The 26,218-nt window shown below is 66.9% G+C and carries 24 protein-coding genes; 9 read left to right on the top strand and 15 right to left on the bottom strand.

Annotated features, from left to right (window positions below):
* Positions 1–72: 72 nt before the first annotated feature.
* Entirely contained in the window at positions 73–1,626 is a 1,554-nt protein-coding gene (locus BME24068_RS09755; RefSeq protein ID WP_174925924.1) for a methyl-accepting chemotaxis protein, read from the bottom strand.
* 266 nt (positions 1,627–1,892) lie between these two features.
* Between BME24068_RS09755 and panE the strand changes: the two genes are divergently transcribed.
* The 8 genes from panE to BME24068_RS09715 all read left to right on the top strand — a co-directional run bounded on the left by panE (position 1,893) and on the right by BME24068_RS09715 (position 11,207).
* Positions 1,893–2,831 carry a 2-dehydropantoate 2-reductase gene (gene panE / locus BME24068_RS09750; protein WP_174925923.1) on the top strand — a complete coding sequence of 313 codons (939 nt, stop codon included), beginning with the start codon at positions 1,893–1,895 and terminating at the stop codon, positions 2,829–2,831.
* 307 nt (positions 2,832–3,138) lie between these two features.
* Positions 3,139–4,098, top strand: coding sequence for an AraC family transcriptional regulator (locus BME24068_RS09745; protein WP_174925922.1), 960 nt, complete (start codon positions 3,139–3,141; stop codon positions 4,096–4,098).
* Positions 4,099–4,221: 123 nt separating this feature from the next.
* Positions 4,222–5,163 (top strand): ABC transporter substrate-binding protein, encoded by a 942-nt coding sequence (locus BME24068_RS09740; protein ID WP_096501493.1) that lies wholly within the window; start codon positions 4,222–4,224, stop codon positions 5,161–5,163.
* Positions 5,164–5,225: 62 nt separating this feature from the next.
* On the top strand, positions 5,226–6,746 hold the full coding sequence (locus BME24068_RS09735; protein WP_174925921.1) for a sugar ABC transporter ATP-binding protein: 1,521 nt from the start codon (positions 5,226–5,228) through the stop codon (positions 6,744–6,746).
* Complete coding sequence (locus tag BME24068_RS09730) at positions 6,733–7,740, top strand: ABC transporter permease (RefSeq protein WP_096501488.1); 1,008 nt, start codon at positions 6,733–6,735, stop codon at positions 7,738–7,740. Before BME24068_RS09735 ends, BME24068_RS09730 begins: the two co-directional genes overlap by 14 nt.
* Positions 7,741–7,786: 46 nt before the next feature.
* Positions 7,787–8,875, top strand: a complete 1,089-nt coding sequence (locus tag BME24068_RS09725) for an alcohol dehydrogenase catalytic domain-containing protein (RefSeq protein ID WP_096501486.1) — start codon at positions 7,787–7,789, stop codon at positions 8,873–8,875.
* A 29-nt stretch (positions 8,876–8,904) separates the two neighbouring features.
* A complete protein-coding gene (locus BME24068_RS09720) occupies positions 8,905–10,452 on the top strand; it encodes an FGGY-family carbohydrate kinase (protein ID WP_174925920.1) in 1,548 nt (515 codons plus the stop codon).
* Positions 10,449–11,207, top strand: a complete 759-nt coding sequence (locus BME24068_RS09715) for an SDR family oxidoreductase (RefSeq protein ID WP_174925919.1) — start codon at positions 10,449–10,451, stop codon at positions 11,205–11,207. Before BME24068_RS09720 ends, BME24068_RS09715 begins: the two co-directional genes overlap by 4 nt.
* A 96-nt stretch (positions 11,208–11,303) precedes the next feature.
* Here BME24068_RS09715 and BME24068_RS09710 read toward each other — a convergent pair whose 3' ends face one another.
* Positions 11,304–11,450: a hypothetical protein gene (locus tag BME24068_RS09710; RefSeq protein ID WP_174925918.1), complete on the bottom strand. Its 147-nt coding sequence runs from the start codon at positions 11,448–11,450 to the stop codon at positions 11,304–11,306.
* 196 nt (positions 11,451–11,646) lie between these two features.
* Positions 11,647–12,231 (bottom strand): nucleotidyltransferase family protein, encoded by a 585-nt coding sequence (locus BME24068_RS09705; protein WP_174925917.1) that lies wholly within the window; start codon positions 12,229–12,231, stop codon positions 11,647–11,649.
* Positions 12,232–12,681: 450 nt separating this feature from the next.
* Here BME24068_RS09705 and BME24068_RS09700 point away from each other — a divergent pair, with 450 nt between their 5' ends.
* On the top strand, positions 12,682–13,680 hold the full coding sequence (locus BME24068_RS09700; RefSeq protein WP_174925916.1) for an AraC family transcriptional regulator: 999 nt from the start codon (positions 12,682–12,684) through the stop codon (positions 13,678–13,680).
* Positions 13,681–13,688: 8 nt separating this feature from the next.
* Here BME24068_RS09700 and BME24068_RS09695 read toward each other — a convergent pair whose 3' ends face one another.
* The 12 genes from BME24068_RS09695 to BME24068_RS09640 form a co-directional block, all read right to left on the bottom strand.
* Positions 13,689–14,426: an SDR family NAD(P)-dependent oxidoreductase gene (locus tag BME24068_RS09695; protein WP_174925915.1), complete on the bottom strand. Its 738-nt coding sequence runs from the start codon at positions 14,424–14,426 to the stop codon at positions 13,689–13,691.
* A 42-nt stretch (positions 14,427–14,468) separates the two neighbouring features.
* Positions 14,469–15,371: a SphA family protein gene (locus BME24068_RS09690; protein ID WP_174925914.1), complete on the bottom strand. Its 903-nt coding sequence runs from the start codon at positions 15,369–15,371 to the stop codon at positions 14,469–14,471.
* A 21-nt stretch (positions 15,372–15,392) separates the two neighbouring features.
* On the bottom strand, positions 15,393–16,922 hold the full coding sequence (locus BME24068_RS09685; protein ID WP_174925913.1) for an aldehyde dehydrogenase family protein: 1,530 nt from the start codon (positions 16,920–16,922) through the stop codon (positions 15,393–15,395).
* A gap of 410 nt (positions 16,923–17,332) precedes the next feature.
* Positions 17,333–18,091: a maleate cis-trans isomerase family protein gene (locus BME24068_RS09680; protein ID WP_174925912.1), complete on the bottom strand. Its 759-nt coding sequence runs from the start codon at positions 18,089–18,091 to the stop codon at positions 17,333–17,335.
* Positions 18,092–18,159: 68 nt separating this feature from the next.
* Positions 18,160–19,299, bottom strand: coding sequence for an FAD-dependent monooxygenase (locus BME24068_RS09675; RefSeq protein ID WP_174925911.1), 1,140 nt, complete (start codon positions 19,297–19,299; stop codon positions 18,160–18,162).
* Positions 19,296–19,793 (bottom strand): acyl-CoA thioesterase, encoded by a 498-nt coding sequence (locus BME24068_RS09670; RefSeq protein WP_174925910.1) that lies wholly within the window; start codon positions 19,791–19,793, stop codon positions 19,296–19,298. Before BME24068_RS09670 ends, BME24068_RS09675 begins: the two co-directional genes overlap by 4 nt.
* Positions 19,790–21,457, bottom strand: a complete 1,668-nt coding sequence (locus BME24068_RS09665; protein ID WP_174925909.1) for an AMP-binding protein — start codon at positions 21,455–21,457, stop codon at positions 19,790–19,792. Before BME24068_RS09665 ends, BME24068_RS09670 begins: the two co-directional genes overlap by 4 nt.
* A gap of 22 nt (positions 21,458–21,479) precedes the next feature.
* Positions 21,480–22,361: a VOC family protein gene (locus BME24068_RS09660; RefSeq protein WP_096501464.1), complete on the bottom strand. Its 882-nt coding sequence runs from the start codon at positions 22,359–22,361 to the stop codon at positions 21,480–21,482.
* A 71-nt stretch (positions 22,362–22,432) separates the two neighbouring features.
* Entirely contained in the window at positions 22,433–23,716 is a 1,284-nt protein-coding gene (locus BME24068_RS09655) for an alpha/beta fold hydrolase (protein ID WP_096501462.1), read from the bottom strand.
* A gap of 136 nt (positions 23,717–23,852) precedes the next feature.
* Positions 23,853–24,581, bottom strand: a complete 729-nt coding sequence (locus BME24068_RS09650; RefSeq protein ID WP_174925908.1) for a TetR/AcrR family transcriptional regulator — start codon at positions 24,579–24,581, stop codon at positions 23,853–23,855.
* Positions 24,582–24,779: 198 nt separating this feature from the next.
* The gene (locus tag BME24068_RS09645; protein WP_096501458.1) at positions 24,780–25,463 is read right to left on the bottom strand and encodes a Fe2+-dependent dioxygenase; all 684 of its coding nucleotides are present in this window, start codon (positions 25,461–25,463) and stop codon (positions 24,780–24,782) included.
* On the bottom strand, positions 25,460–26,215 hold the full coding sequence (locus BME24068_RS09640; RefSeq protein WP_174925907.1) for a tetratricopeptide repeat protein: 756 nt from the start codon (positions 26,213–26,215) through the stop codon (positions 25,460–25,462). Before BME24068_RS09640 ends, BME24068_RS09645 begins: the two co-directional genes overlap by 4 nt.
* Positions 26,216–26,218 lie beyond the last annotated feature (3 nt).

Genomic DNA, 26,218 nt, shown 5'->3' with positions numbered 1-26,218 from the left:
CGGGCCGGGCGCCGGGCACCGGAGACCCGGCACACGGCGTGAGGCACGCCTGACGATGCCGGGCCGCCCCCGTCAGGCCGGCAACGCGAACCGCGTGACGGCTTCCCGCAACGCTTCGGCCTGATCGCGCAGCGAATGCGCGGCGGCGGCGGCTTCCTCGACGAGCGCCGCGTTCTGCTGCGTGACCTGATCCATCTCGCCCACCGCGCGATTGACCTGCTCGATTCCGGAGCTCTGCTCGCGCGAAGCGTGGCTGATCTCGTCGAGGATCTCGTTGACACGCCGTATCGACTGCACGATCTCGGCCATCGTCTCGCCTGCATGCGTGACGAGCGTCGCACCGTGCTCGACCGTCTCGTTCGACGACACGATCAACGACTTGATTTCCTTCGCGGCCGTCGCCGAGCGTTGCGCGAGCGAGCGCACTTCGGCCGCAACCACCGCGAAGCCGCGGCCCTGTTCGCCCGCGCGCGCGGCCTCGACCGCCGCGTTCAGCGCGAGGATGTTGGTCTGGAACGCGATCCCGTCGATCACGCCGATGATGTCGCCGATCTTGTGCGAGCGGTCGGTGATTTCGTTCATCGTGCGCACGACATCGTCGACCACCGCGCTGCCGCGCGTCGCGACTTGCGCCGCCTGGTCGGCGAGGGTCGCGGCTTGCGCGGCGCTTTCCGCGTTCTGCTTCACGTTCGCGGTCATCTGGTCCATGCTCGACGCGGTCTGCACGAGCGCGGCCGCCTGTTCCTCGGTGCGCTGCGACAGGTCCGTGTTGCCCGACGCGATCTCGCTCGCGCCGACGTTGATGTTCTCGGTGCCCATCCGGACGCGCGACACCATGTCGATCAGTCCGCCCTGCATCACGTGCAACGCATGCAGCAGGCTGCCGCGATCGTCGTGCTTCACGTTCACGCGCGCGGTCAGGTCGCCCTGCGCGATGCGTTGCGCGGTGTCGAGCGCGACTTCGAGCGCGCCGCCGAGGTTCGCGCGCACGCTTCTCAGCACGAGCACCATCACGGCGGTCGCGATCGCGCCGAGCACGGCGGTCATCGCGAGCCAGCGGCCGATGCTCGCGAGCACGGCCGAGCGCACGTCGTTCATGTACATGCCCGTCACGAGATACCAGTCCCACGGGGCGAAGCGTTGCACCGCGCTGGTCTTGTCCTGCGGCTTGTCGGCGCCCGGCTTCGGCCACAGATACTCGACGAAGCCCTTGCCGCCTTCCGCGTTGCCGGCCTTCACGATTTCGACGAACAGATGCTTGCCGTTCGGATCCGCGAAATTCGATACGTCCTTGCCGTCGAGGTCGGTCTTGATCGGATGCATCACGATCACCGGCTTCGAGTCGTTGATCGAGATGTAGCCGTCGGTGCCGTAGCGCATCGCGGCGATCGCCTCGAGCGCCTTCTGCTTCGCCTCGGCTTCCGGCAGCGCGTTCTGCTGCGACAGCTTGTAGTAGTGGTCGGCGACGCTCGTCGCCTGCGCCACCAGCGTCGCAAGCTGGTCGCGGCGGTCGGTGATCATCGATGCGCGGGTCTGCCACGCGCCGATCCCGGCGATCACGAGCAGGCCGAGCCACAGAATGACGATCATCGAAGCAAGTTTCTGGTTCAGGGAGAGTGTGCGCATGGTGAATGAGGTCGGTCGGTCGAACGAGCGCGCCGGAACGGCGTGACGAGATAAGTCTTTGACGGCGCGCGACGAACGTTGCCGTAGGCGGGAAATCCCTTAGACGCCGTACCGCCGCCAATGCCATCGAGCGCGGTACGGTCATCTATGCATATACATATTCGGCGTCGCTATACTGTCGGACGATGGCGGTCGCGCTGTTCGTCCGGGAGTCCGGGAGTCCGGGCGCGGGTGGCGACGCCGTACGAAACCGAAAGGAGGCAACGATGCGGATTCTGGTGGTAGGGGCCGGCGCGGTCGGCGGATATTTCGGCGGCCGGCTCGCGGCGGCGGGGCGCGACGTGACATTCCTGGTGCGCGATGGCCGCGCGGCCGCGCTCGCGCGCGACGGGCTGCTGATTCGCAGCCCGCGCGGCGACCTGACGCTTGCGAACGTGCAGACCGTGCGCGCGACCGATACGGCCGCGCCGTTCGACCTCGTGCTGTTGAGCTGCAAGGCGTACAGCCTCGACGAGGCGATCACGTCGTTCGCGCCGTTCGTCGGGCCGTCGACGCTGATTCTGCCGATGCTCAACGGAATGCGCCATCTCGACGTGCTGCGCGACCGGTTCGGCACTGCGCAGGTACTGGGCGGCCTGTGCGTGATCGCGGCCACGCTCGATCACGAGCAGCGGATCGTGCACCTGAACGACACGCACGGATTGTCGTTCGGCGAACTCGCCGGTGGCGAATCGGCGCGCGTGCGCGCGCTGGCCGACGTGCTCGGCGGCGCGGGTTTCGACGCGACGCTCAGCGACAACATCGCTGCGCGCATGTGGGAGAAATGGGTGTTCCTCGCGACGCTCGCGGCGAGCACGTCGCTGTTTCGCGGCTCGATCGGCGACATTCTCGCGGCGCCGGACGGCCGTCGCTTGCTCGAGACGATGCTCGACGAATGCAGCGCGATTGCCGCGCACAACGGGCAGCAGCCCGATCCGGCGGCAATCGGGCGGATGCAGCGGATGGTGCTGACGCCGTCGCCGCTGACCGCATCGATGCTGCGCGACGTCGAGAACCATGCGCGGGTCGAGGCCGATCACGTGATCGGCGACCTGCTCGCGCGCCGCGATCCGCAGGCGACGGATGCGCTGTCGCTGCTGCGGATCGCGTACAACCACCTGAAGACGTACGAGGTGCGCGCCGCACGGGAAGGCGCGCCCGCGTAAGCGCGGCGACGGGCTGCGTCGCCCTCGCATATCTGTGCTTTGCCCGGCGGCGCATGGCCGCCGTCGGGCAAGCGCCCCTGCCGGCGCGCAGCGTGTTCCGCGCTGCACAAATTTGCTGCCGGACGCCGTTTTGGCTCGTTATCCGCAAAAAAGTATCGGAAATCTGGCGTAAAGTTGGTGGAGCCGCACGTTTGATCGATCTACATTGCTTCCCATGCGACCGGTCGCGTCGCCGCACGAAACCGGCGGCGAACGCGTGAACGGCAGAACGGCCCGGCCGGCGATACATGGGAATGGAGACGCCAGGATGATGCATCCCGATCTGGAAGTGGTCGAAGTGCGACGCGATGAGTCGTTCAAGGTCTGGTCGCATGGCTATCCGTATCGCACGATCCGCTGGCACTTCCATCCCGAATTCGAACTGCACCTGATCGTTGCGACGCGCGGCAAGTATTTCGTCGGCGATCACGTCGGTTCGTTCGGCCCGGGCCATCTCGTGCTGCTCGGTCCGAACCTGCCGCACAACTGGGTCAGCGACATGGCCGAAGGCGAGACCGTCGAGCGCCGCAATCTCGTGATCCAGTTCGATCCTGCGTTCGTGCGCCGCTGCATGGACGCGTTTCCCGAATGCCGCGATGCACAGGCGCTGCTCGACGATGCGCGGCGCGGCGTGGGTTTCGACGACGACACGAGCGCGGCGATCGCGCCGTTGTTCGACGCACTGCTGGCGGCGCGCGGCATGCGCCGCATCGTGCTGTTCATGACGATGCTCGAGCGGCTGTGCGGCGCGACCGGACGTACGCTGCTCGCGAGCCCCGCATACGATCACGCGCACGTCACGCCGACGCGGCTCGGCCATGCGTTGTCGTACATCGGCAAGAACCTGGCGTCCGAGCTGCGCGAATCCGATCTCGCGCAACTCACCGGACAGAGCGTCAGCGCGTTCTCGCGCGCGTTCCACCGCCATACGGGCATGCCGTTCGTCCAGTACGTGAACCGGCTGCGGATCGAATCCGCGTGTCAGATGCTGCTCGTCGACGACACGAGCATCACCGACATCTGCTTCCAGGCCGGCTTCAACAACGTGTCCAACTTCAACCGCCAGTTCCGCGCGGTGAAGGGAATGGCGCCGTCCGAATTCCGCGCGCTGCAGCGCCTGAATGCGCGCAGCCGCGAGCTCGCGCTGCATGCGGCGCCCACCGGCAACCCGTTTCCGCCGCGCGTGGTCACGCCCGGTATGCCCGAGCTTGCGCCGCAGTCAGGGTGAGCGCGGGGCGCTCGCCCACCTGAGTTTTCCTCACCATTGCGTTTCACCTGCCTAATCGCGACGTTCGCATCGCGAGGGGCGCGCTTACCCACGAAAAGCCGTACATAAATCGGAGACACCGTCATGATGCATGCATCGCCCGCTTCATTGCCTCGCCGCGCCATCCGCATGGCGGCCCTTGCCACGCTCGCCGTCGCGGCCGTGCTGCCCGTCGCCGCGCATGCCGCGCCGCTGCGCATCGGCATGACGTTCCAGGAACTGAACAACCCGTATTTCGTGACGATGCAGAAGGCGCTGAACGATGCGGCCGCATCGATCGGTGCGCAGGTCATCGTCACCGACGCGCATCACGACGTCAGCAAGCAGGTCAGCGACGTCGAGGACATGCTGCAGAAGAAGATCGACATCCTGCTCGTGAACCCGACCGACTCGACCGGCATCCAGTCGGCGATCACGCAGGCGAAGAAGGCCGGCGCGGTGGTCGTGGCTGTCGACGCGAACGCGAACGGCCCGGTCGATTCGTTCGTCGGCTCGAAGAACTACGACGCGGGCGTGATGTCGTGCGAATACCTCGCGAAGGCGATCGGCGGCAGCGGCGAGGTGGCGATCCTCGACGGCATTCCCGTCGTGCCGATTCTCGAACGCGTGCGCGGCTGCAAGGCCGGGCTCGCGAAGTTCCCGAACGTGAAGCTGGTCGATACGCAGAACGGCAAGCAGGAACGCGCGGCCGCGCTGTCGGTGACGGAGAACATGATTTCCGCGCACCCGAACCTGAAGGGCCTGTTCAGTGTGAACGACGGCGGCGCAATGGGCGCGCTCTCGGCGATCGAGGGATCGGGCAAGGACATCAAGCTGACGAGCGTCGACGGCGCGCCCGAGGCGGTGGCGGCGATCCAGAAGCCCAATTCGAAGTTCATCGAGACGACCGCGCAGTTTCCGGCCGACCAGGTTCGCATCGCGCTCGGCATCGCGCTCGCGCGCAAGTGGGGCGCGACGGTGCCGAAAGCGATTCCAGTCGACGTGAAGGTCGTCGATCGCGGCAATGCGAAGGGGTTCAGCTGGTGAGCGACGCGCGACCTGACGCGCGGGGCGGCCGCGCGGCCGCGGCCCCGCGCACGGAGCAGCCGATGGACACGATACTCAGGCTCGGCCACATCACGAAAAGCTTTCCGGGCGTGAAGGCGTTGTCGGACATCCATCTCGAGATCGCGCGCGGCGAGATTCACGCGCTGCTCGGCGAGAATGGCGCCGGCAAGTCGACGCTGATGAAGATTCTGTGCGGCATTCATCGGCCGGATACCGGCACGATCGAAATCGACGGCGCCGCGCGGCACTTCGCGAGCTATCACGACGCGGTCGCGGCCGGTATCGGCATCGTGTTTCAGGAGTTCAGCCTGATCCCGCATCTCGATGCCGTCGACAACCTGTTTCTCGGCCGCGAGCTGCGCACGCGCTGGGGCGTGCGTGACCGGTCGCGGATGCGGCGCACGGCGGCCGGCATCTTCGCGCGGCTCGGCGTGTCGATCGATCTCGATGCGCCGCTGCGCACGCTGTCGGTCGCCCAGCAGCAGTTCGTCGAGATCGGCAAGGCGCTGTCGCTCGATGCGCGCATCCTGATCCTCGACGAACCCACCGCCACGCTCACGCCGGCCGAGGCCGAACGCCTGTTCGCGATCATGCGCGAGCTGAAGCGGCAGGGCGTCGCGATGATCTTCATCTCCCATCATCTCGACGAAATCTTCGCGGTGTGCGATCGCATCACGGTGCTGCGCGACGGCCAGTACGTCGCGACCACCGACGTGGCGCGTACCGACGTCGAGCAACTGGTGCGGATGATGGTCGGCCGCCGGATCGAGAGCAGCTTTCCGCCAAAGCCTGCGCGCGCCGCCGACGCGCCTGCCGTGCTCGAAGTCGATGCGCTGCAGATCGAGCGCGATGGCCCGGTGAACCGCTTCGCGCTGCATGCGGGCGAGATCCTCGGCTTCGCCGGCCTGGTCGGCTCGGGCCGCACCGAGACGGCGCTCGCCGTGATCGGCGCGACCCGCGCGCATCGCAAGGACGTGCGGGTGCGCGGCACGGCGGCGAAGCTCGCCGATCCCGCCGACGCGCTGCGTGCGGGCATCGGCATCCTGCCGGAAAGCCGCAAGACGGAAGGGCTCGTCACGTCGTTCTCGATCCGCGACAACATTTCGCTGAACAACCTCGGCAAGTACCGGTCGATGCGCTGGCTGATCGACCGGCGCGGCGAGGCGCGCACGACGCACGACGTGATGCGGCGCGTCGGCGTGAAGGCGCCGTCGATCCACGCCGAGGTCGCGACGCTGTCCGGCGGCAACCAGCAGAAGGTCGTGATCGCGCGCTGGCTGAACCATCACGCCACCGTGCTGATCTTCGACGAGCCGACGCGCGGCATCGACGTCGGCGCGAAAGCCGAAATCTACGGGCTGATGCGCGAACTCACCGCGCGCGGCTACGCCATCATCATGATCTCGTCCGAGCTGCCGGAGATCGTCGGCATGTGCGATCGCGTCGCCGTGTTTCGGCAGGGCCGCATCGAAGCGACGCTGGAAGGCGACGAGATCGATCCCGACACGGTCATGACCCATGCCACGGCCGGCACGCGAGGAGCAACCCATGAACCTGCCTGATTCTTCCTCCACGCCAACCACGCCGCTCCCGGGCGTCACCGGCGATGCACCGCCGCCGCGCGCGATGTGGACGCAACTGCGGCGCTCGACGCTGTTCTATCCGCTCGTCGGCCTGATCGCCGTGTGCATCGCGATGATGCTCGCGAGCCCGAGCTTCCTGTCCGCCGCGAACCTCGAGAACGTGCTGCGCCAGGTGTCGATCAACGCGATCATCGCGGTCGGCATGACCTGCGTGATCCTGACCGGCGGGATCGACCTGTCGGTCGGCGCCGTGATGGCGCTGTCGGGCACGCTCGCGGCCGGGCTGATGGTCGCGGGCGTCAACGCCGTCGCCGCGCTCGCGATCGGCATCGCGGTGGGCCTCGGCTTCGGGTTCCTGAACGGCGTGTTCGTTGCGTTCGCGGGCATGCCGCCGATCATCGTCACGCTCGCGACGATGGGCATCGCGCGCGGGCTCGCGCTGATCTACACCGGCGGCTATCCGATCGACGGGCTGCCCGACTGGGTCGCGTTCTTCGGCAGCGGCAAGGTGTTCGGAATCCAGGCGCCGGTGCTGATCATGCTGGCCGTCTATGCGATCGCATGGCTGCTGCTCGACCGGATGCCGTTCGGCCGCTACGTCTATGCGATCGGCGGCAACGAGCAGGCGACGCGGCTCACCGGCGTGCGTGTCGCGCGCGTGAAGCTGATCGTCTATACGCTGGCCGGGCTCACGTCGGCGATCGCCGCGATCGTGCTGACCGGGCGCCTGATGAGCGGTCAGCCGAACGCGGGCGTGGGTTTCGAGCTCGACGCGATCGCGGCCGTCGTGATGGGCGGCACGTCGATCTCCGGCGGGCGCGGCGCGATCCTCGGCACGCTCGTCGGTGCGCTGCTGCTCGGCGTGCTCAACAACGGGCTGAACATGATCGGCGTGAACCCATATGTGCAGAACGTGATCAAGGGCGGAATCATCCTGCTCGCGATCTACATCAGCCGCGAGCGATCGCGGTGACACTTGATTCGTCGGATATCCGAATCATCAACGAGCGAGACAACTCATGACGACACCCGAAGCCCGGCCGCACATGACCGCGGTGGTTTGCCACGGCCCCGAGGATTACCGCGTCGAACAGGTCGCGAAGCCGTGCGCCGGCGCGAACGAGCTCGTGATCCGCATCGCGGCGTGCGGCATCTGCGCGAGCGATTGCAAGTGCTATACGGGCGCGAAGATGTTCTGGGGCGGCCCGAGCCCGTGGGTGAAGGCGCCCGTGATTCCCGGCCACGAATTCTTCGGCTACGTGGAAGCGCTCGGCGAGGGCGCGGCCGGGCATTTCGGCGTCGCGCTGGGCGATCGCGTGATCGCCGAGCAGATCGTGCCGTGCGGCAAGTGCCGCTACTGCAGGTCGGGCCAGTACTGGATGTGCGAGGTGCACAACATCTTCGGCTTCCAGCGGGAGGTCGCGGACGGCGGGATGGCCGAATACATGCGGATTCCGCCGACCGCGATCGTCCACCGGATCCCGCTCGGCGTGTCGCTCGAGGATGCCGCGATCATCGAGCCGCTGTCGTGCGCGATCCACACGGTGAACCGCGGCGACGTCCAGCTCGACGACGTCGTCGTGATCGCCGGCGCGGGCCCGCTCGGGCTGATGATGACGCAGGTCGCGCACCTGAAGACGCCGAAGCGGCTCGTCGTGATCGACCTGATCGACGAGCGGCTCGAACTCGCGCGGCAGTACGGCGCCGACGTGACGATCAATCCGAAGCGCGACGATGCGCGCGAGATCGTCCGGGCGCTGACCGACGGCTACGGGTGCGACGTCTACATCGAGACGACCGGCGCGCCTGTCGGCGTGAACCAGGGGCTCGAACTGATCCGCAAGCTCGGTCGCTTCGTCGAATTCAGCGTGTTCGGCGAGGATGCGACCGTCGACTGGTCGATCATCGGCGATCGCAAGGAGCTCGACGTGCGCGGCGCGCATCTCGGGCCATACTGTTACCCCGTTGCGATCGACCTGCTCGCGCGCGGGCTCGTCACGTCCAAGGGCATCGTCACCCACGATTTCGCGCTCGAGGACTGGAACGACGCGATCCGCGTCGCGAAATCGCCCGAATCGATCAAGGTGCTGCTGAAGCCGGCCCGCTGACGGCAGGCGTACGCCTTACTGGAGACATCATGGACTACGTCATAGGCGTCGACATCGGCACGCAGAGCACCAAGGCGCTGCTCGTCGACCGGCACGGCACGATCGTCGCGCGGCGCTCGGCCGGCTACCAGCCCGACACGCCGCGTCCGCTGTGGGCCGAACAATGGCCGCAGGTATGGTTCGACGCGGTGCTCGAATGCATCGCCGGCTGCGTGAGCGACGCGCACGCGCAGGGCGTGCCGGCCGACGCGATCCGCGCCGTGTGCGTGAGCAGCCTGTACGGCGGCTCCGGCATTCCCGTCGACGCCGACATGCGGCCGCTGCATCCGTGCCTGATCTGGATGGACCGGCGCGCGACCGGAGAGGTCGACCGGGTAAACGAAAACGTGAACGTCGAGCGGCTGCGCGCGATTACCGGCAACGGAGTCGACAGCTATTACGGGTTCACGAAGATGTTGTGGCTGCGCGATCAACGTCCCGACGTATGGGCGAACGTGCGCTATTTCCTGCCGCCGAACGCGTATGTGATCTACCTGCTGACGGGCGAAGTCGCGGTGGATCACAGTTCGGCGGGCAACATCGGCGGCGTGTACGACGTCGCGCGGCGGGAGTGGTCCGACGACGCACTCGACATGCTCGGCATTCCGGCGACGATGATGCCCGAGCGGCTCGTCGAATCGACCGACATCGTCGGCGGGCTGCTGTCGCAATGGACGGCGCGGCTCGGGCTGCCGGCCGGCACGCCCGTCGTGGCGGGCGGTGTCGACGCGGCCGTCGCGACCTTCGCCGCCGGCGCGACGCGCGCCGGACAGCATGTCGCGATGATCGGCACCAGCATGTGCTGGGGCTATGTGACCCGGCACGTCGATGCGCGGCACGGGCTCGTCAGCATGCCGCACGTGTTCGACGGGCAGCGCGACCTGTATGTATTCGGCGGCGCGATCACGGCAGGCGCATCGGTCGCGTGGCTTCGCGACCAGTTCTGTCATGCGGAAATCGATGCGGCGAGGCTGCTGCCGCACGGCGATCCGCACGTGCTGCTCGAGGAGGCGGCCGAGAGCGTGCCGCCCGGTGCGGACGGCGTGCTGTTCCTGCCGTACCTGATGGGCGAGCGCAGCCCGGTGTGGGATGCGAAGGCGAGCGGCGCGTTCGTCGGACTGAGCCTTGCGCATACGCGCGCGCACCTGTATCGCGCTGTGCTCGAAGGCGTTGCGTTCGCGCTGCGGCACAACATCGACGCGGGACGGCGCGGTGCGGCGGTGCTGGATGACCGGCTGATCGTCGTCGGCGGCGCCGCGCATTCGGCACTGTGGATGCAGATCGTCGCGGACGTCACGGGCTTTCCGGTGTGGACGATCGAGCAGGACGTCGAAGCGGCGATGGGGGCGGCGCTGCTCGCGGGCGTCGGCGTGGGGCTCGTGTCGCACGATGACGCGCAGGGCGGCTGGGTCACGCTCGTCGAACGCGCACGGCCCGACCCGGCGCGCGCGAACGCGTATGCCGCACGCTTCGCGCTTTACACGGCGTTGTATCCAGCGCTCAAGCCGGTCATGCACGCGCTACGCACGACATCATGAAGACCCGATTCGATTTCAGCGGCTCACGGGTGCTCGTCACCGGTGCGTCGAGCGGGATCGGGCGCGCATGTGCGGCCGCGCTGGCGAACGCGGGGGCGCGGGTCGTCGCGGCGGGGCGCGATGCGGCCGCGCTCGATACGCTGGCCGGCGAGGTCGCGTGCGATACCTTGCGCGTCGACGTCGGCGGCGACGAACGTGCGATCGATGCGGCACTGGCCCGGTACGACACATTCGACGGGCTCGTCAATTGCGCGGGGATCGCGTCGCTCGAACCGGCGCTCGAGGTCGGCGCGGACAACTTCGATCGCGTGATGGCCGTCAACGCGCGCGGCGCGGCGCTCGTCGCGCGCGCCGTGGCCCGCAAGATGATCGCGTCCGACGGTCGCGGCGCCGTGCGCGCGCGCGGCAGCATCGTCAACGTATCGAGCCAGGCCGCGCTCGTCGGGTTGCCCGCGCATCTGAGCTATTGCGCGTCCAAGGCGGCGCTCGATGCGATCACGCGTGTGCTCTGCATCGAGCTCGGGCCGCACGGGATTCGCATCAACAGCGTGAACCCGACCGTCACGCTGACGCCGATGGCGCAACGCGCGTGGAGCGAGCCGGAGAAGCGCGCGCCCATGCTCGCCGCGATTCCGCTCGGGCGCTTCGCGGAGCCGGACGAGGTGGTCGAGCCGGTGTTGTTTCTGCTCAGCGATGCCGCGTCGATGATCAGCGGCGTGTCGCTGGCGATCGACGGCGGTTATACGGCGCGGTAGCGGGCGCGCCCGTTCGGCGCTGGCCGGCGGCCTGCGGAGGTTCGGCAAAGGCGCACACCGGAGCCGGTCGGGCGTTGCGGGGGCGGGCGATGCCGGTCAAACCGGGTCCTTGCTCGGCGGCCCGTCGGGTTGCTGCGGATTGTCGTGAGGATGCCCCGGCGCGGGCGGCGACAGCGGATCGTCTTCCGGATCGCGGTTCGGATCGGCCGGGGGCTCCGGCATTGGGGTCGTGTGATCGGTCATGGGGAACTCGCGCAATGCGTGGCGGTGGCGGCGCGGCGTTCGCGCCTCGTCTCCGTTATAGGCAATCGGACGAGTGTTTGCAGCGGGATTCGTGCGGTGGCGTGCGGATGGCCGACGATAATCCTGTGTCGTCGGGTCGCGTACCGGATAGCGCTGACGGGCATGCTGCCGCGTCGGGCGACCGGCGTGGGTGATATCAGCGCAGATCCGCCGGCGTATCGACGTCGCGCAGGATGCCGGGGTCGTCGACGTCGATCAGGTTCACCGGGGCGCTGGCAAACAGCGCGCGGGCGCCCGTGTCGCCATCGAGCGCGGCCAGCGCGTCGTAATGGCGGGCGGCGAAGCCGACCGGATGACCGCGCACGCCCTGGTACACGGGGGCGACGATCGACGCGTCGTCGGCATCGAGCGCGCGCGTGAGCACTTCGTAGGTGGATGCCGCGATCCACGGCATGTCGGCGAGCGCGACCAGCCAGCCGGTTGCTTCCGGCGTCGTGCGCACGCCCGCTGCAAGGCTCGCGCCCATCCCGCGCGTCGCGTCGGGTGCATAGATGACCTGGCAGCCGGCTTCGTTCAGCAGAATCGCGAGTTTTTCGGCGCCGGGACGCACGACCGCGATCACGTCGGCCGTGGCCGCCGCGAGATGACGGGCGGCCGCCACCGCGACTGGCGTGCCGTCGGGGAGCCGCGCAAGCAGCTTGCTTTGCAGACCGCTCGGGTCGAAGCGTTGACCGAGGCCGCCGGCGAGCAGGACGCCGGTGGCGAGTGACGCATAGGACATCGGCGCGGGGGGAGGGAGGCAGGTGGCCCGATTGTGCGGGAGCAGGCGGGGATCGGCAAGTGCGGATGTTACCGATGCGGGGGTGGGGTCGTCGGAAAGAATGTCGGGGGGCCGTTTCGTCGAGGATGCTTTCGTCGATCCTTGCTTTTTGTCCGCCTGACGGCGTGCAACTGCGGTCCTTATTGATCAAGGCAGTGGACGAATACCCCTGCGGACGGCCACGGCTTGACTCCTGTGCGAAACCGGGTTTTCAACTATTTGACGGAAGTGTCAAAAAAACTATACTCGAGTCGAATTCAGGTGGCCGGCGACGATTGCCGATGCGCGGCGCAGTTGCCCGGCGAATGATCCGCGCGGCCGGCTTGTCGCAACGCCATCCCGATGTGCCGCGGCTTGCATCGAGGGCGGGTGCCGGTTCCCGATCTCCAGTCGCGTCCACGCACGTTCGGCATGCAGACTCTCTCCTCGCCGCGTCTCGATGCGCGGTTTCTCGAGCTTTCCGTCGACGAGCCCGCGGCGGCCCGTTCCGTCATCGCGAATCGATATTGCACGTATCGCGAACGCGGTCCGACGGCCGATGCGATTGCACCGATCGTCCTGCACAGTGCGGTTTGCGGGTCGGTTGCCGTATCGACGCTGACGTTCGGGCGCGACATCGAGATCGAGCCCGACGATCTGGGTTCGTGTCTGCTCGTTACGACCACGACGAAGGGGCGCGCGGCACTGGTCACCGACCACGCATGCCATGGCGGCGGGCCGGGCGCGACCGTGCTGAGCGTCGCGTCGGACCGCCCGCGCTTTCATTACGATCCGGACGGCGAAGTCCTCAAGGTACAACTCGATCACCGGCGCGTTTCGGCTGCATGCTGGCGCATGATGCAGCGACAGGGGCGCGCGCCGCTTCGCTTCGACACCGGGATGCGTGATCCGAACGCGCTGCGGCGGTGGTTCATGCTGCTGGAATTCGTGGTGGCGACCCTGAACGACAGCGCGGCCGCGCTGATCGATCATCTGGCACCGAGCCTCGAGGAAATGCTGACCATCACGCTGCTCGATACGCAGCCGCACAACTATTCGGACGCGTTGCGCATGTCGCGGGGCGCGGTTGCGCCGAAGCAGTTACGCCGCGCGGTCGAATTCATGGAGGCACGGCTCGGTCAGGCGTTGACACTCGCGGAAATCGCGGACGCCGCGGATTGCAGTATCCGGTCGCTGTCGCGCGCGTTCAGCGAATTCCGGCAGACGACGCCGATGCGGCATCTGAACCATCTGCGTCTGGAAAAAGTGCGGACCGAACTGCTGTCGAGCGCCGATGCAGCGACGACCATCTCGACGATCGCACTGCGCTACGGATTCGATCATCTGGGCGCCTTCAATCAGCAGTACCGGCGCCGATACGGCGAAACGCCATCGCAAACCCGCAAGCGGGTTCGCGATGGCGCGTTCTAGCTGCCTCGTTACGAGATCTTGTACATCCCGCCGTCGACCGCCAGCGCCTGGCCGGTCACGAACGCGCCGTCGTCGCTCGTGAGGAACAGGATCGGCCCGACGATGTCTTCCGGCGTCGCGAAACGCTTGATGGCCTGCTGCTGCCACACGCTGCGGGCGAGTTCGTCGGGAATGCCGCTCGTACCCGGCGTGCGCGTGAGCGCCGGCAGAATCGCGTTGACGGTGATGTTGTCGCCGGCGAGTTCGTTGGCCAGCCCGCGGACGAAACCGATCACGCCCATCTTGGCCGCCATGTAGTGACTGAGCCCGGCGAGCGGCGTGCCGATCGAATTCGACGAGAAATTCACGAAGCGGCCCCACTTGTTCGCGCGCATCAGCGGGACGAATGCCTTCGCCGAATGGAAATGCGAGTCGAGATTCACCCGCAGCGTGCGCGACCAGAGGTCGAAATCGAGATCGTCGAACGCGGCGAACGGATAGATGCCGGCGTTGTTCACGACGATGTCCGCGCGCCCGTAACGCGCATCGACGGCCTGCGCGAAACCAGCCCACGCGTGCGGATCGCTGACGTCGCCGGTCAGAACGAGCGGGTCGCCGTCGATCAGCGCACGCGTCTCGGACGGTGCGTCGAGGTCGATCAATACCAGTTGCGCGCCGCGCGCGGCCAGCCGGACGGCGACTTCCCGACCGATGCCGCGGCCGGCGCCGGTGACGACGGCTACCCGTCCTGCGTGCGTGTTGTTCATGACGTCTCCTTCGATATGGATGAATGAGGTACCGCAGACAATTCAGAGCGGGAATACCGCCCTGATCCAGAAAGCATGGCCCTGCGCGCCGTTGCGCACGGCCATTTCGTGTTGCCATTTCGCGGTCACGAACCAGCCCTTGCTGCTCGCATACTTGATGCTGGGTCCGATCGCGAACGCCCGGTGACGATTGCCGGAGACGGTCTGCCCGTCGTCCTTGTCGTCGGTGGTCTGCACGGTGACATAGCCGCCGACCCCGAGCACCCACTGCGGCGTGGCCGCCCAGCCGAGTGAATAGTCGGCATAGAGCTCGTTGCCGGAGGTATAGCCGGTCGCGTGGTTGATCTGGTTGAACAGGTAGCCGAGCTTCACGTCCGCATTTATGCCGTGCGGATCGACCCAGCTCGCCGCGTAGACCGGGCCGAAGGCCCAGTAATTGCGGCCGATGTTGGCGAGATCGTTCTTGTTGTAGCCGCCCGTCGGCGCGAAGAAGTCGAACGCGCCGATGACGTGCAGGTTCGGGCCGAAATGCCAGCCGATGCCGGGCGACAGCGTGATGTCGCCCAACCCGGTCTTGGTCTGGCTGCGGCCGGCGGCTTCCACATGCAGGTTGACCATCGGCACGATCAGGCTCAGCAGGAAGTCGCCGCCCAGCACTTTCTGCGGCGTGACCCACACGAGGCGGCTGACGAGGGCGTTGGCATTGAGCCTGAAGCCCGGCGGCGTCACGTCCTGCCCGTCGTTGCCGACCAGTTTGCGCGCGAAGTACGCTTCGCCATAGAACAGCGCGTAGAAGCCCGGCGGCGGCAGTGCGCCGGTCAGGTAGTTTTCCGCGCCGAACGGATAGACCGAGCCGCCGCCCTCCGTCGCAACGGCTGGCCGCGCGCAGAGCGCGACAGCCAGCGCCGCGAGGCCGGCCGCCGTGCGGCCGATTGAAAAGGACATGGGAATCTCCTCGCGCGCCGGCTATCGCTGCGTGCCGAAGATGCCCAGTGCGCCGGGCTGGAGGTCGACGATCACGCTCTTCGTCAACGTGTAGTGGTTCAGCACCTCGTGCGCGAACTCGCGGCCGAAGCCGCTCTGTTTGTAGCCGCCGATCGGCATGCCGCCGAGGAAGTTGTAGTAGCGGTTGATCCAGACCGTGCCGGTTTCGAGCGCACAGGCCATGCGGTGCGCACGACCCAGGTTCGAGGTCCAGATGCCGCCGCCGAGGCCGTAGACGGACTCGTTGGCGAGCCGGATGACTTCGTCGTCGTCCTTCCAGGTCAGCACGCTCGTGACCGGGCCGAAAATCTCCTCCTGGGCGATCTTCATCGTGTTCTTCACGTCGACGAATACGGTCGGCTGAATGAAGAGTCCGCTTTCGTAACCCGGCACGCTGGCGCGGCCGCCGCCCATCAGCACCCTGGCGCCTTCGCGCGGGCCGTCTTCCAGATAGCCGAGGATCTTGTCCATCTGCATCCGCGATGCCTGGGGGCCGAGCTGCGTGTCGGGCGAGGTCGGATCGCCGATCCGGATGCCGGAGAGAATGCGCTGCAGCTTGTCGAGGAACGCATCGCGAACCTTTTCGTGGACGAACAGGCGCGAGCCCGCGAGGCACACTTCGCCCTTGTTCAGGACCGTCGACATGGCCGCGCCCTCGGCTGCGGCGTCGAGGTCGGCGTCCTCGCAAACGATGTTCGCCGATTTTCCGCCCAGCTCCATCGTCTGCGGAATGATGTTGGTCGCCGCGTACTGGACGAGCTTGCGCGCGGTCGGCCGCGAGCCGGTGAAGCCTACCTTGCGCACGCGTGTGTCGGTCACCAGCGTCTCGCCGAGGTCGGGCCCGTAGCCCGTCACGATGTTCAGGACGCCGGGCGGCAGCAGATCCGCCATCTCGCGCGCGAATTCGAGCACCGACAGGCACACGATCTCGGACGGCTTCAGCACGATCGTATTGCCGGCAGCGAGGGCGGGCGCGATCTTGCAGGCGAGCATGATCATCGGCACGTTCCACGGAATGATCTGTACGACTACGCCGAGCGGTTCGCGATGAACGATGCCAATGGAATCCGTGCCGAGCGACGACGTGTGATGCACGGATTCGCCGTGCAGTTGCCACGGCGTGCCGGAGAAGATCGCGAATTGCTCGATCGCCATCGGCATGTCGAAGTGCATCGACTCGCTGATCGGCTTGCCGTTGTTCAGCGTGTCCATCAGCGCGTAGTGGTGCTGCCGCGCCTTGAGGCGCCGCATGATCTCGTACAGGATCTCCTGGCGTGCCGCGGGCGGCGTGCGCGACCAGGCCGGGAACGCCTTGGCCGCTGTGTCGATGGCGCGCCGCGCGTCCTTGTCGTTGCCGGCGGAAATGCGCGCGAGGACCGCGCCGGTGGTCGGGTTGTTCAGGTCGATCGTCTTGCCGCTGTCGCCTGCGGTCCACGTGCCGCCGATGAATTGGCCGTACTCCTGAAGAAAGTCCGTGCCGGCGTGAGAGTGGAGTGCTTCGGTCGGGGGCATTGATGTGTCTCCTGGATATCGTTCGTGTTGGGATCGAGGCTTTCGGCGTGATGCGCCTGCGTCGGCAGGGTCGTTTCGAGAACCTGACGTTAAATTAGTTTGTGCCGGCCCCGGCCGCTACCATCCGCTGGCCATCGATGACGCTTTCTTGCCAAAAGTGCGCGAAGCATGGCGAGCGGTCGGATGCGATACGCTCGGCCGATGAGGCGACCGGTCGAACACGGCGTGCAGGTGGAATCGAATCGATGCGGGAACGCCGGTGAGCGCCGCGGGCTATACCCGTGCGCGACGTTCAACGAAAGCGAAGGGGGGCGGGACGGCGACGTGTCGTCCGCCGTCCTGAACGGGAGGGGCGTACTTGCTGCGGGGATCGGGGCACGGCCGCGCACGATGCCCCGGATCGGGCCCGCTCAGCGGAGCGCGTCGGCGCGCAGGAGCGAGCCGGCATTGGGCACGACTGGCTCGAGCCCGAGATGATCGAGCATGCGCCTGACGGTGCAGACTGCGGTCGATACCGTACGGATGCCGAGCCGATCCTCGATCGGCTGGATCGCCGCCAACGACGGCATCTGCACGCAGGCCGATGCGACGACGACGTCCGCGCCGTCGGTGTTCAACCGTCGTACGTCGTCGAGCAGACGCATCGGGTCGCGATTGCCGACTTCGAGGTTGTCGGCGATCTCGAAGCAAAGCGAATCGATCACTTCGATGCCTTCGTGTTCGATGTAGGCGACGACCAGATCGGTCAGCGGGCGCATGTACGGCGCCATCAACGAAATACGGCGGGCGCCGAGCGTCTTCAGGCCGTCGACGAGCGCGCCGGCCGACGTCATGACAGGCGCGAGCGAATGGTTCGCGCGTGCGACGGCCGTCAGCTCGCGTTCGGTTTGGCGATGGTGGCCTGCGCCCATTGCCATGATTGCGACGAGGCAGGCCGTGCTCATGACGTCCACGCGGGCATCGGCAAGCTCCGCGGCGCAGCGCAGGCCCTCCTTGTTCATCGCCTCGAGCTCTTCCATGGTCACCTTGTGCATGCGCATGCGGCTCGAATGGAAGGTGAAGCGTTCCGGAAAGGCGGCCTCGCGGGCGCGGAACATCGCGGGCACTTCGGTTTCCATGGTGATGTTCGAGCTCGGTACGATCTGCCCGATGCGAAAGGTTTTACTCATGACGCGTGTCTCTCGATGATGATGATTTGATGTGATGCTTCAGGAGGCGAAGGCGGCCGGGCCTCCGATCATGCGCAGCAGCCGTGCAGTGCTTCGTACGCCGCCGCGAAATTCGGGTCCCGCTGTTTCAGGTCGTCGTGGCTGACCTGCCCGGTGCGCCGCATGTAGTCGTACGCGAAGCCGACCGGGTCGAGATGGAGCTTTTCGGCCACGCCCTCGTACCAGTCGAGGCTCTTGGCCGCCGCGCTCTGGAAATTCGACGACGCCGGCCTGCGCGCGGTTTCGAATGCCGCAAACGCGTCGCGCAGATTCGTCGGGTGCTCCGCGAGGCCGCGATGAAGCGCGATCGCGTCCTGCATCGCCATGCGCGTTCCCGAGCCGAGCGAGAAGTGCACCGTGCGCAGCGCATCGCCGAGCAGCACGATGTTGTCGTGGCTCCAGCACGCGTTGCTGACGATGTTGGCTTCGAACCAGAGCGAGCGATTGGTCAGCAGTTCGTTGCTGCCGAGTTCGGCGCGGAAGATCTCGGCGCACAGGCGCCGGCTTTCGTCCTCGCTTGCGTGATCGAGCCCGGCATGCTGCCACGTTTCCGGATCGGTTTCGATCAGGAATGTCGACAGCTCCGGGCTGTACTGGTACGCGTGCGCGATGAAAACCCCGTGCGGCGTGTCGCGGAAAATCAGCGACACCGGGTGGAAGCGCTGGCGCGTGCCATACCATGCGAATTTGTTGCGGCGCGGCGCGAATTGCGGCCGGAAATGGTCGGCCAACTGGGTGCGTATCGCGCTGTTGCCGCCGTCGGCGGCGACCAGCAGGTCGCACGACGCGGCAAGCGCACGCGCATCGTCGACACGCCGTCCGTATTCGATCCGGATGCCTTCCCGTTCGCATGCGTGCTGCAGCACGCGCAGCATGTCGATGCGCGAGGTGCGCGAAAAATGATTGCCGTGCACCTGCACGCGGGTGCCCCGGTGCACGATTTCCATATAGTCGCAGCGCTCGTGATGCGCGATGAACTCGTCGAAAAACGTCGGGTCGGCCTCCTTGAGGAACGACAGGCCGATGTCCGAGAACACCACGCCCCAGCCGTAGGTCGCGCCTTCCGGGTTTTGTTCGTGGATCGTGATCCGATGAGCGCGATCGTGTTTTTTCGCAAGCAGTGCGAAGTACATGCCAGCCGGGCCGGCGCCGACGATGTCGATTTTCATGATGCGTTGTCCTCGATGACGGGATTCGAAGCTCCACCGGCGCAATCGCGCTGGTAGTCCAGCAGTGCCTGGCGAAAGACGGGCGGGATGTCGATCGAGCGGCGTTCGGACCGGGCGACGCAGACGGGTGTCAGGCGTGCGCTGAAGACCGCGGCACCGTGCGGGGTGCGCGCGACGATGTCCAGTACGTACGAACGATTGCGCACGTCGACGACCTGCACGGTCATGTCGAATTCGTCGTCGGGACGTAGCGAGCCGATGAAGTCGAACGATAGCGCGCGGCTCGGCGTACCGAATCCCAGTTCGTTCTTCATGCGTTGCGGCGTGCCGCCCAGCAGCGCGCCGTAGAACAGTTCGGCCGCGCAAATGACGTAATCGGCGAAGGTTGCCGTATAGACCACGCCTGCCGGGTCGCATTCTCCCCATTTCACCCGGCGGCGCACGGTGAGCGGCCGCTCGCGGAGCAGATACTCGATCGGTGTCGGCGTGCTCATTGACCGGTCTCCAGCGCAAGGATGTCGGCGATGCGCCGCTTCATCGCGGGCTTGTCGACCTTGCCGACACGCGTGAGCGGAAATTCGTCGATCACGACGACCCGCTCGGGGAATTTGTATCTGGCGAGGCCGCGCGCGGCGAGGAAATCGCCGAGTGCTTGCACGTCCGGTGCCGCCATGCCGGGACGCGGGATGATGAAGATGCAGCCTTTTTCGCCGTAGAACGGATCGGGCATCGGAACCAGCTTCGCGTCGGCAACGGCGGGATGCTGGCTGACGTGGCTTTCCACTTCCTCGCAGCCGATTTTTTCTCCACCGCGGTTCACGTTGTCGCGCAGACGGCCTTCGAACGTGTAGTACAGGACGCCGTCCACGACGCGCGCCGTGGCCATGTCGCCGGTGCGATAGAACCCGTCGCTCGTGAACGACTGCGCGTTGGCTTCGGGATTGGCGAAATAGCCGGTCAGCGTGGACGGCCCGCGGAAACACAGTTCGCCGGCTTGCCCATGCGATACCGGACGCTCCGTGCCGGGCTCCAGCAGGCGAATCTCGTCGTCGGCGCAGCCCGAGCACCCCTGCGTCTGGTGACGTGCGTCGACCGGCGCGTCCGCGGGCGAGCCGAGCAGCAGGCCCTCGGTGATGCCGTACAGATTCGAGCAGGGCACGCCGAGGTGTGCTTCGAGCGAATCCGCGCGGCTCATGGTCGAAAACAACTGCAGCGACGACAGATCGTGCTGTGCGATGTCCGGGTAGGCCATCAGTTGCGGCGCGATGGGGCCGATCGACAGCGCGTGCGTCACGCGATGCTGGCCGATCAGGTCGAGCATCAGTTGAATGTCGACCTTGGGCATCAGCACGACCGGCACGCCGCTCAGCACCGTCGGAATCAGCGCGTAGAGCTGGCCGGCGTTGTGCATGAGCGGCAGCGACCAGAGCAACCGGCTGTCGGCATCGATCCGATAGCGTCGCATCCAGCCCGCCGAGTGGCCCAGATACTCGGCATGGAACCGTGGAATGATCTTCGGTACGCCGGTGGTGCCGCCGGATAGCTGGAAGCTGAGTACGTCCGCCAGCCCGATCGATACGCGGGCGAGGCGTTCGCGTGCCTGCGCGAGCGGCATGCCGTCGATCAGCGCCTGCATGCCGTGGGCGCCGGCGCGTTCGCCGCGCACGACCACGAGATGCTCGAGCGACGGATGGGATGCCGTCATTGCGTCGGCGAAGGCCGGCAGATCGAAGCGGGCGCTGAAATCCGCCTGCACGAAATAGCCGCGCGCACCGGATTGCCGCGCGAGCTGACCGATCTCGATTTCACGATGCGGCGGCAGCGAACATACCGGCACGATGCCGGCCTTGAAGCAGCCCAGCAGCGCGATCGCGGTTTCCACCGTGGTGCCGAGCTGGAAGATCGCGCGATCGCCGGGTTCGAGGCCGAGTGCGAGCAGCGCGGCACCGAGGCGCTCGGTGATCTCGTCGAGCTCGGCGAAACCGATGGTGCGGTCATGGCCGATGAAGGCCGTGCGTTCCGGATGGCGCCGCGCCGTCGCGCGCAGCGCGTCGCCGACGGTGCTCGCGATCCAGGCGCCGCTCGAAATGGCGGCTTCCGCGCGGGCCCGGTCGGGGTAGACGACACCCGCAATCGGATGTGCGACTTGGGTCTCCATGTCTGTCTCCTTCGCTTTCTGATCAGGATTGTGCCGGTACGATGCGCAGCACGTCACGGTCGAAGCGCTCGATGCGCCCGCGCAGCCCGCCAGTGAGCATGCCGTACCACAGGGCCGGCTTGAAGCCGAGCGTCTTGCGTGCGAATTCGACCGGACCATCCGACTCGATTGAATCGTATTCCTCACCTTCGTGAACGCGGCAATCCGGATGGTCCTTTGCCGCCTGCACCAGTGGGGCGAATTCCGCCACGCGCGGAACCGAAATGCGCACCGGCGCGTCCGGGTTGCCGTCGCGTTCGGCCACCAGTTCGCCCTTGCGGCGCCAGACCGCGTCGATCGTATCGAACGGACGGCCGCCAGCGCGCGCCGCATCCTCGAGCGCCACGGCTGCTTCGAGCGTCAGTCGGGCATCGGTGGCATCGAGGGGCGTCAGCGGGCGCAGTTTGTGCGTGAACTCGACGAAATAGCCGTTCGGGTCGCGTACGTAGACCGATTCGATGACTTCGTGCCGGGTCTCGACCGACACGTCCAGCCCTTGTGCGTCCAGGTGCTGTTTCCATGCGCGCAATGCGTCGGCGCCGTCCACGAGCCATGCGGTATGCGTCGCGTCGGCGACATGATCGTCCGGCAGCGGGCGCGAGGCTGCGCGATCGCGCATGCCGGCCGGCTCTTCGCTGCCGAGGTAGTAGAAGAACGCGATGGTGCTGCCGTTGCCGCTGTCGAAGAAGAAATGCAGGAAGTCCGGGTGCGTGGCCGGTCCCCAGCCGCGCGCGGAGATCACGTGCACGAGCGGCAGGCCGAGTGTGTCGCGATAGAACTCGATGGTTTCGCGTAATTGCCACGTGGGCCGAGCGGTATGGTCGACGCCGCGCAGCGTCAACGAAGGAAGGTTGTGTACGGACATGACGAGTGACTTCCGTGAGTGGTCGGGATGACGATGAATGGAACCGGGATGCAGCGGGCGACGGCGTCCGGTCAGCGTGGAAAGCGCGTGTTGAGCCACTGCGCGAGCAGGCGGCCGGCTTCGAGCCGTCCGGGCGCTTCCCGGGCGGTCAGCGCGCGGCCGTGGTGATCGCCGCGCACGCGCTGGTGGAGCGTGTCCCGTGACGCGATGGCATCGACGATGCGGTGCACGTCGCCCGGGAAGCACGCCTGGTCGCCGGTGTATTCGATGATGAGGGTCGGCTGGACGATCGACGGCGCCGTTTTGGCGAGCGATGCATTCGACGACAGGGCCGACCAGGTCGACAGCCAGCTCTCCGGCGTGCACTGGCGCGCGAATCCGACGGCACCGTAGTTCGACGCGTAGGGATCGGCGCCCCAGAGCGAGCCGAAGTGCCGGTCGGATCCGTCGAGCGCCAGATCGAAGCAGCGCAGGTCGGCGTCCGTGCGCCAGACATTGAAGATCGGCGTGTGCCCGGCGACGCGTCGGTCTTCCGGTGCGATCGCGAGGCCGCTCGCGCCATGCTCCTTTACGCGTCGGCGCGCGTCCTGGCGGCGCGCGATCAGCGCCCGGGCGCGCGTGTCGATGCGTTCCACGCGCGCGCGTTGTGCAGCTCGATAGCGTTCGATGAATTCGGCGCTGTAGCGGGTGTCGCCTTTGCCGCCGTATCCGTTGGCCGGCGACAGCGGATCGAGCGATGGATCGACGGACAGCGGATCGTTTTCGTCGATGACGCTCGGATCGATGCAGTTGAGCAGCAGCGCGCCCTGTCCGGGATGCGGGCCGACCAGCACGAAGCCGTCCACGGCGGGCATGTCAAGCTCCGCCAGTTGCGTCGGGCGTCCGCCCGGCGTGCGTGCAATGCGTTGCGCGCCGGGTAACGCCGACTGCTGGACGTATAGCGCGTACAGCCCCGCCCCGCCCGAATTGCCGAGCAGTACGATGCGCCGGAAGCCGGCCGCCCGCAGGTACTGCAGACCCGCGGCCACGTCGTGCAGCGCAAATTCGTGTTCGAGCCGCAGATCGTTGCCCACCGAGCGCGGCGATTGCGACCACGCTGCATAGCCGGTGCCCACGATATCCGGGATCAGATAGTGGCAGGCCATGAACTCGCGCGGGTGCATGATGCAGACGACCGTGTCGGTCGCCGTCGCGGGGCGGTACAGCGAGCCGCCGGTTGCCGCCTGATCGGCCGTGCGCAACACGACATTGGACGTGACCGTACCCGGCGGAACGTCACGCGGGTTCCAGTCGGTATTGAGAAAACCCGCCGTGGCCTGGGCGGCCGTCGTGCTGGAGGAATGCAAGCTGTTCATCGGACGAATCGCGCGGACGCGCTCCTGACATTGGGCATGTGCCAATGCTAGGTTGATTCGACACTAGCGTCAAATATTTGACGTTAGTGTAAACTCTGACCCGGGCGACGACGGGCGACCGGCCGGCCGGTCGCAGTCAGTCCTTGCTGTTCAGGCTGTTTTCGAGGGTCGTCAGTGCTTCGCGCATGCGCGTCAGTGCATGGCGGACGTCGGCGGAGCCGGCGGCAGGCGGTGGTTGGCCGGCGGCGGCGGGTTCCACGCAGAGCATGCGCAGTCCCAGCGACGCGATCAGTTCGGCCACGGCATCGATGGATTCGCCGCGGCGGCTGTCGAACCACCACGCGCACCAGTTGCACATGCCGATGATCGAGAACGCCGCGATATCGGCGTCGATCGCATGGAATACACCGTGTTCGATGCCGCGCCGGATCACGTTCACGAAGTCGTTGCGTACCGCGCGCCGTGCGGCCTGAGCCGCCTGGCGCTGCGCATCCGGCAGGCTGCTCTCGCTGCGCTCGACGACACGGAACTGCAGCGGATGCGCGAGGATCAGTCCGGCGTGATGCAGGATCAGTTGCCGCAGCCCTTCGTCGGGCGGCAGCTCGGCGCGCTGCGCGACCGCCTTGGTCAGATCGCTGGCGCGTTCGGTGACTTCCCGCGTCAATACTTCCAGCATGGATTCCTTGCTGGGGAAGTAGTAGTACAGCGCCGTGCGCGTCATGCCGACCGCGTCGGCGATGTCGTTGATGTTGGTGCCGGCGAATCCTTTCTCGATGAACAGCAGCGAGGCTGCGTCGAGGATCGCCTGTCGCTGTGCGTCGCTGCGGGTAGGGCGCGATTTGGCCGGGGGTGTCGTTTTGCTCATGCGTGATTGGCGCGAAGTCGCTTTTGATCGACGCATGTTAGCACCGGCGAAGTGACGCGCACGAGGTGTGGGCGACGCATTCGACGTCGCGCGGTTTGCCGTGGGGTTCGTGCAATGTCACGGGAGCGGCGGCCGGAATGGCGGGAGATGGTGTGACTTCAGCGGGCCCGGCGGGACGGCGTTTTTTCACCAGGCGCATCACGCATCCGCCCACTTCCTCAACAGGTTGTGATAAATCCCCGTCAACGCAATGACCATCGGATCCTTCGCGCCTTTCTCGGCGGAAAGCGCCTGAATCTGCATATCGAGCTGGAACAGCAGCGTGCGGTCTCCGTCATCGCGCACCATGCTCTGAATCCAGAAGAACGACGCGACGCGTTCGCCGCGCGTGACCGGTGTCACGTGATGCAGGCTCGACGCCGGATACAGCACGAGATCACCCGCCGGCAGCTTCGCACGATGCACGCCGTAGGTATCTTCCACACACAGCTCGCCACCGTCGTACGCATCCGGTTCCTCGAGAAACAGCGTCGCCGACAGATCGCTGCGCACGCGAAAATCCGTGCCGCGTAGCAGCCGGATCGCGTTGTCGACGTGCGTGCCGAACGTCTCGCCGCCTTCGTAGCGATTGAACAGCGGCGGAAACACTTTCAGCGGCAGCGCCGCCGAAAAGAACAGCGCATGACGCGCCAGCGCATCCTGGATCGCATCGCCGACCGCGCGCGCGACGGGCGAATCTTCCGGCAACTGCCGGTTTCGTTTCGCCAGCGCCGACTGCGCGCCGGACGTCGCGTTGCCGTCGACCCAGTCGGCGGCATCGAGCAATTCGCGGCATTGCGCGACCTGCGCGTGCGTCAGCACGCCAGGGATATGAAGCATCATGATTCGAATTCCTTCTCGTGAGACGGCAGCCGCATCGCGGCCGCGCGAAACGCATCGAGCGGCGACGACGCGAGATACGCACGCATCTTCGCGACGAATGCCGGGGTCGCGGTGGCCGGTACGCGCGCGAGCCACCCGAGCGCTTCATCGATGCGCCCGCGCGCCGCGAGCAGTCGTGCGTAGTTGAACTGGCCGCGGAAGTCGCCGGCCTCCGCCGCGCGGCGATAGTGGTCGAACGCGGCTTCGGCGTCGACGGGCACAACCCAGCCGTCTTCGTAGAAACCGCCGATCAGGTTGATCGATTTCGCATGACCGAGCGCGGCCGCGCGGCGAAACCAGTCGAGCGCGTCGGCGCGGTTCTCGTCGACGCCGTTGCCGAGCGCGAGCGCCGTCGCGTAGTTGTACATCCCCCAGTCGAGCCCGGCCTGCGCGGCGAGCCGATACCAGTACACGGCCACCGGCGCGCAGGCGGCCGTGCCCCAGCCGAACTCGTAGCAGCGGCCGAGCATGTTCATCGCCATCGAATGACCGGCGCGCGCCGCATGCCGGAACCAGCCGAACGCGGCGGCCGGATCGCGCGCGACGCCGTGCCCGTCGAGCAGATACTGTCCGTAGACGGCCTGCGCGTCGACGATGCCGTTGTCGGCGGCCGCCGCCACCCACGCGGCGGCGCGCTCGGGCGGCCCGGCGAGGATCTCGGCGAACGCGCCCGGCGACACCGACGCGAGCGCCTTCAGCGATACGGCTTCCATCGA

The organism is Burkholderia anthina, from assembly GCF_902498995.1.
In the GTDB taxonomy this organism is placed as follows: domain Bacteria; phylum Pseudomonadota; class Gammaproteobacteria; order Burkholderiales; family Burkholderiaceae; genus Burkholderia; species Burkholderia anthina.
Note: the sequence above shows the minus strand (reverse complement) of the source record. Positions and strands in the feature narration are given on the sequence as shown.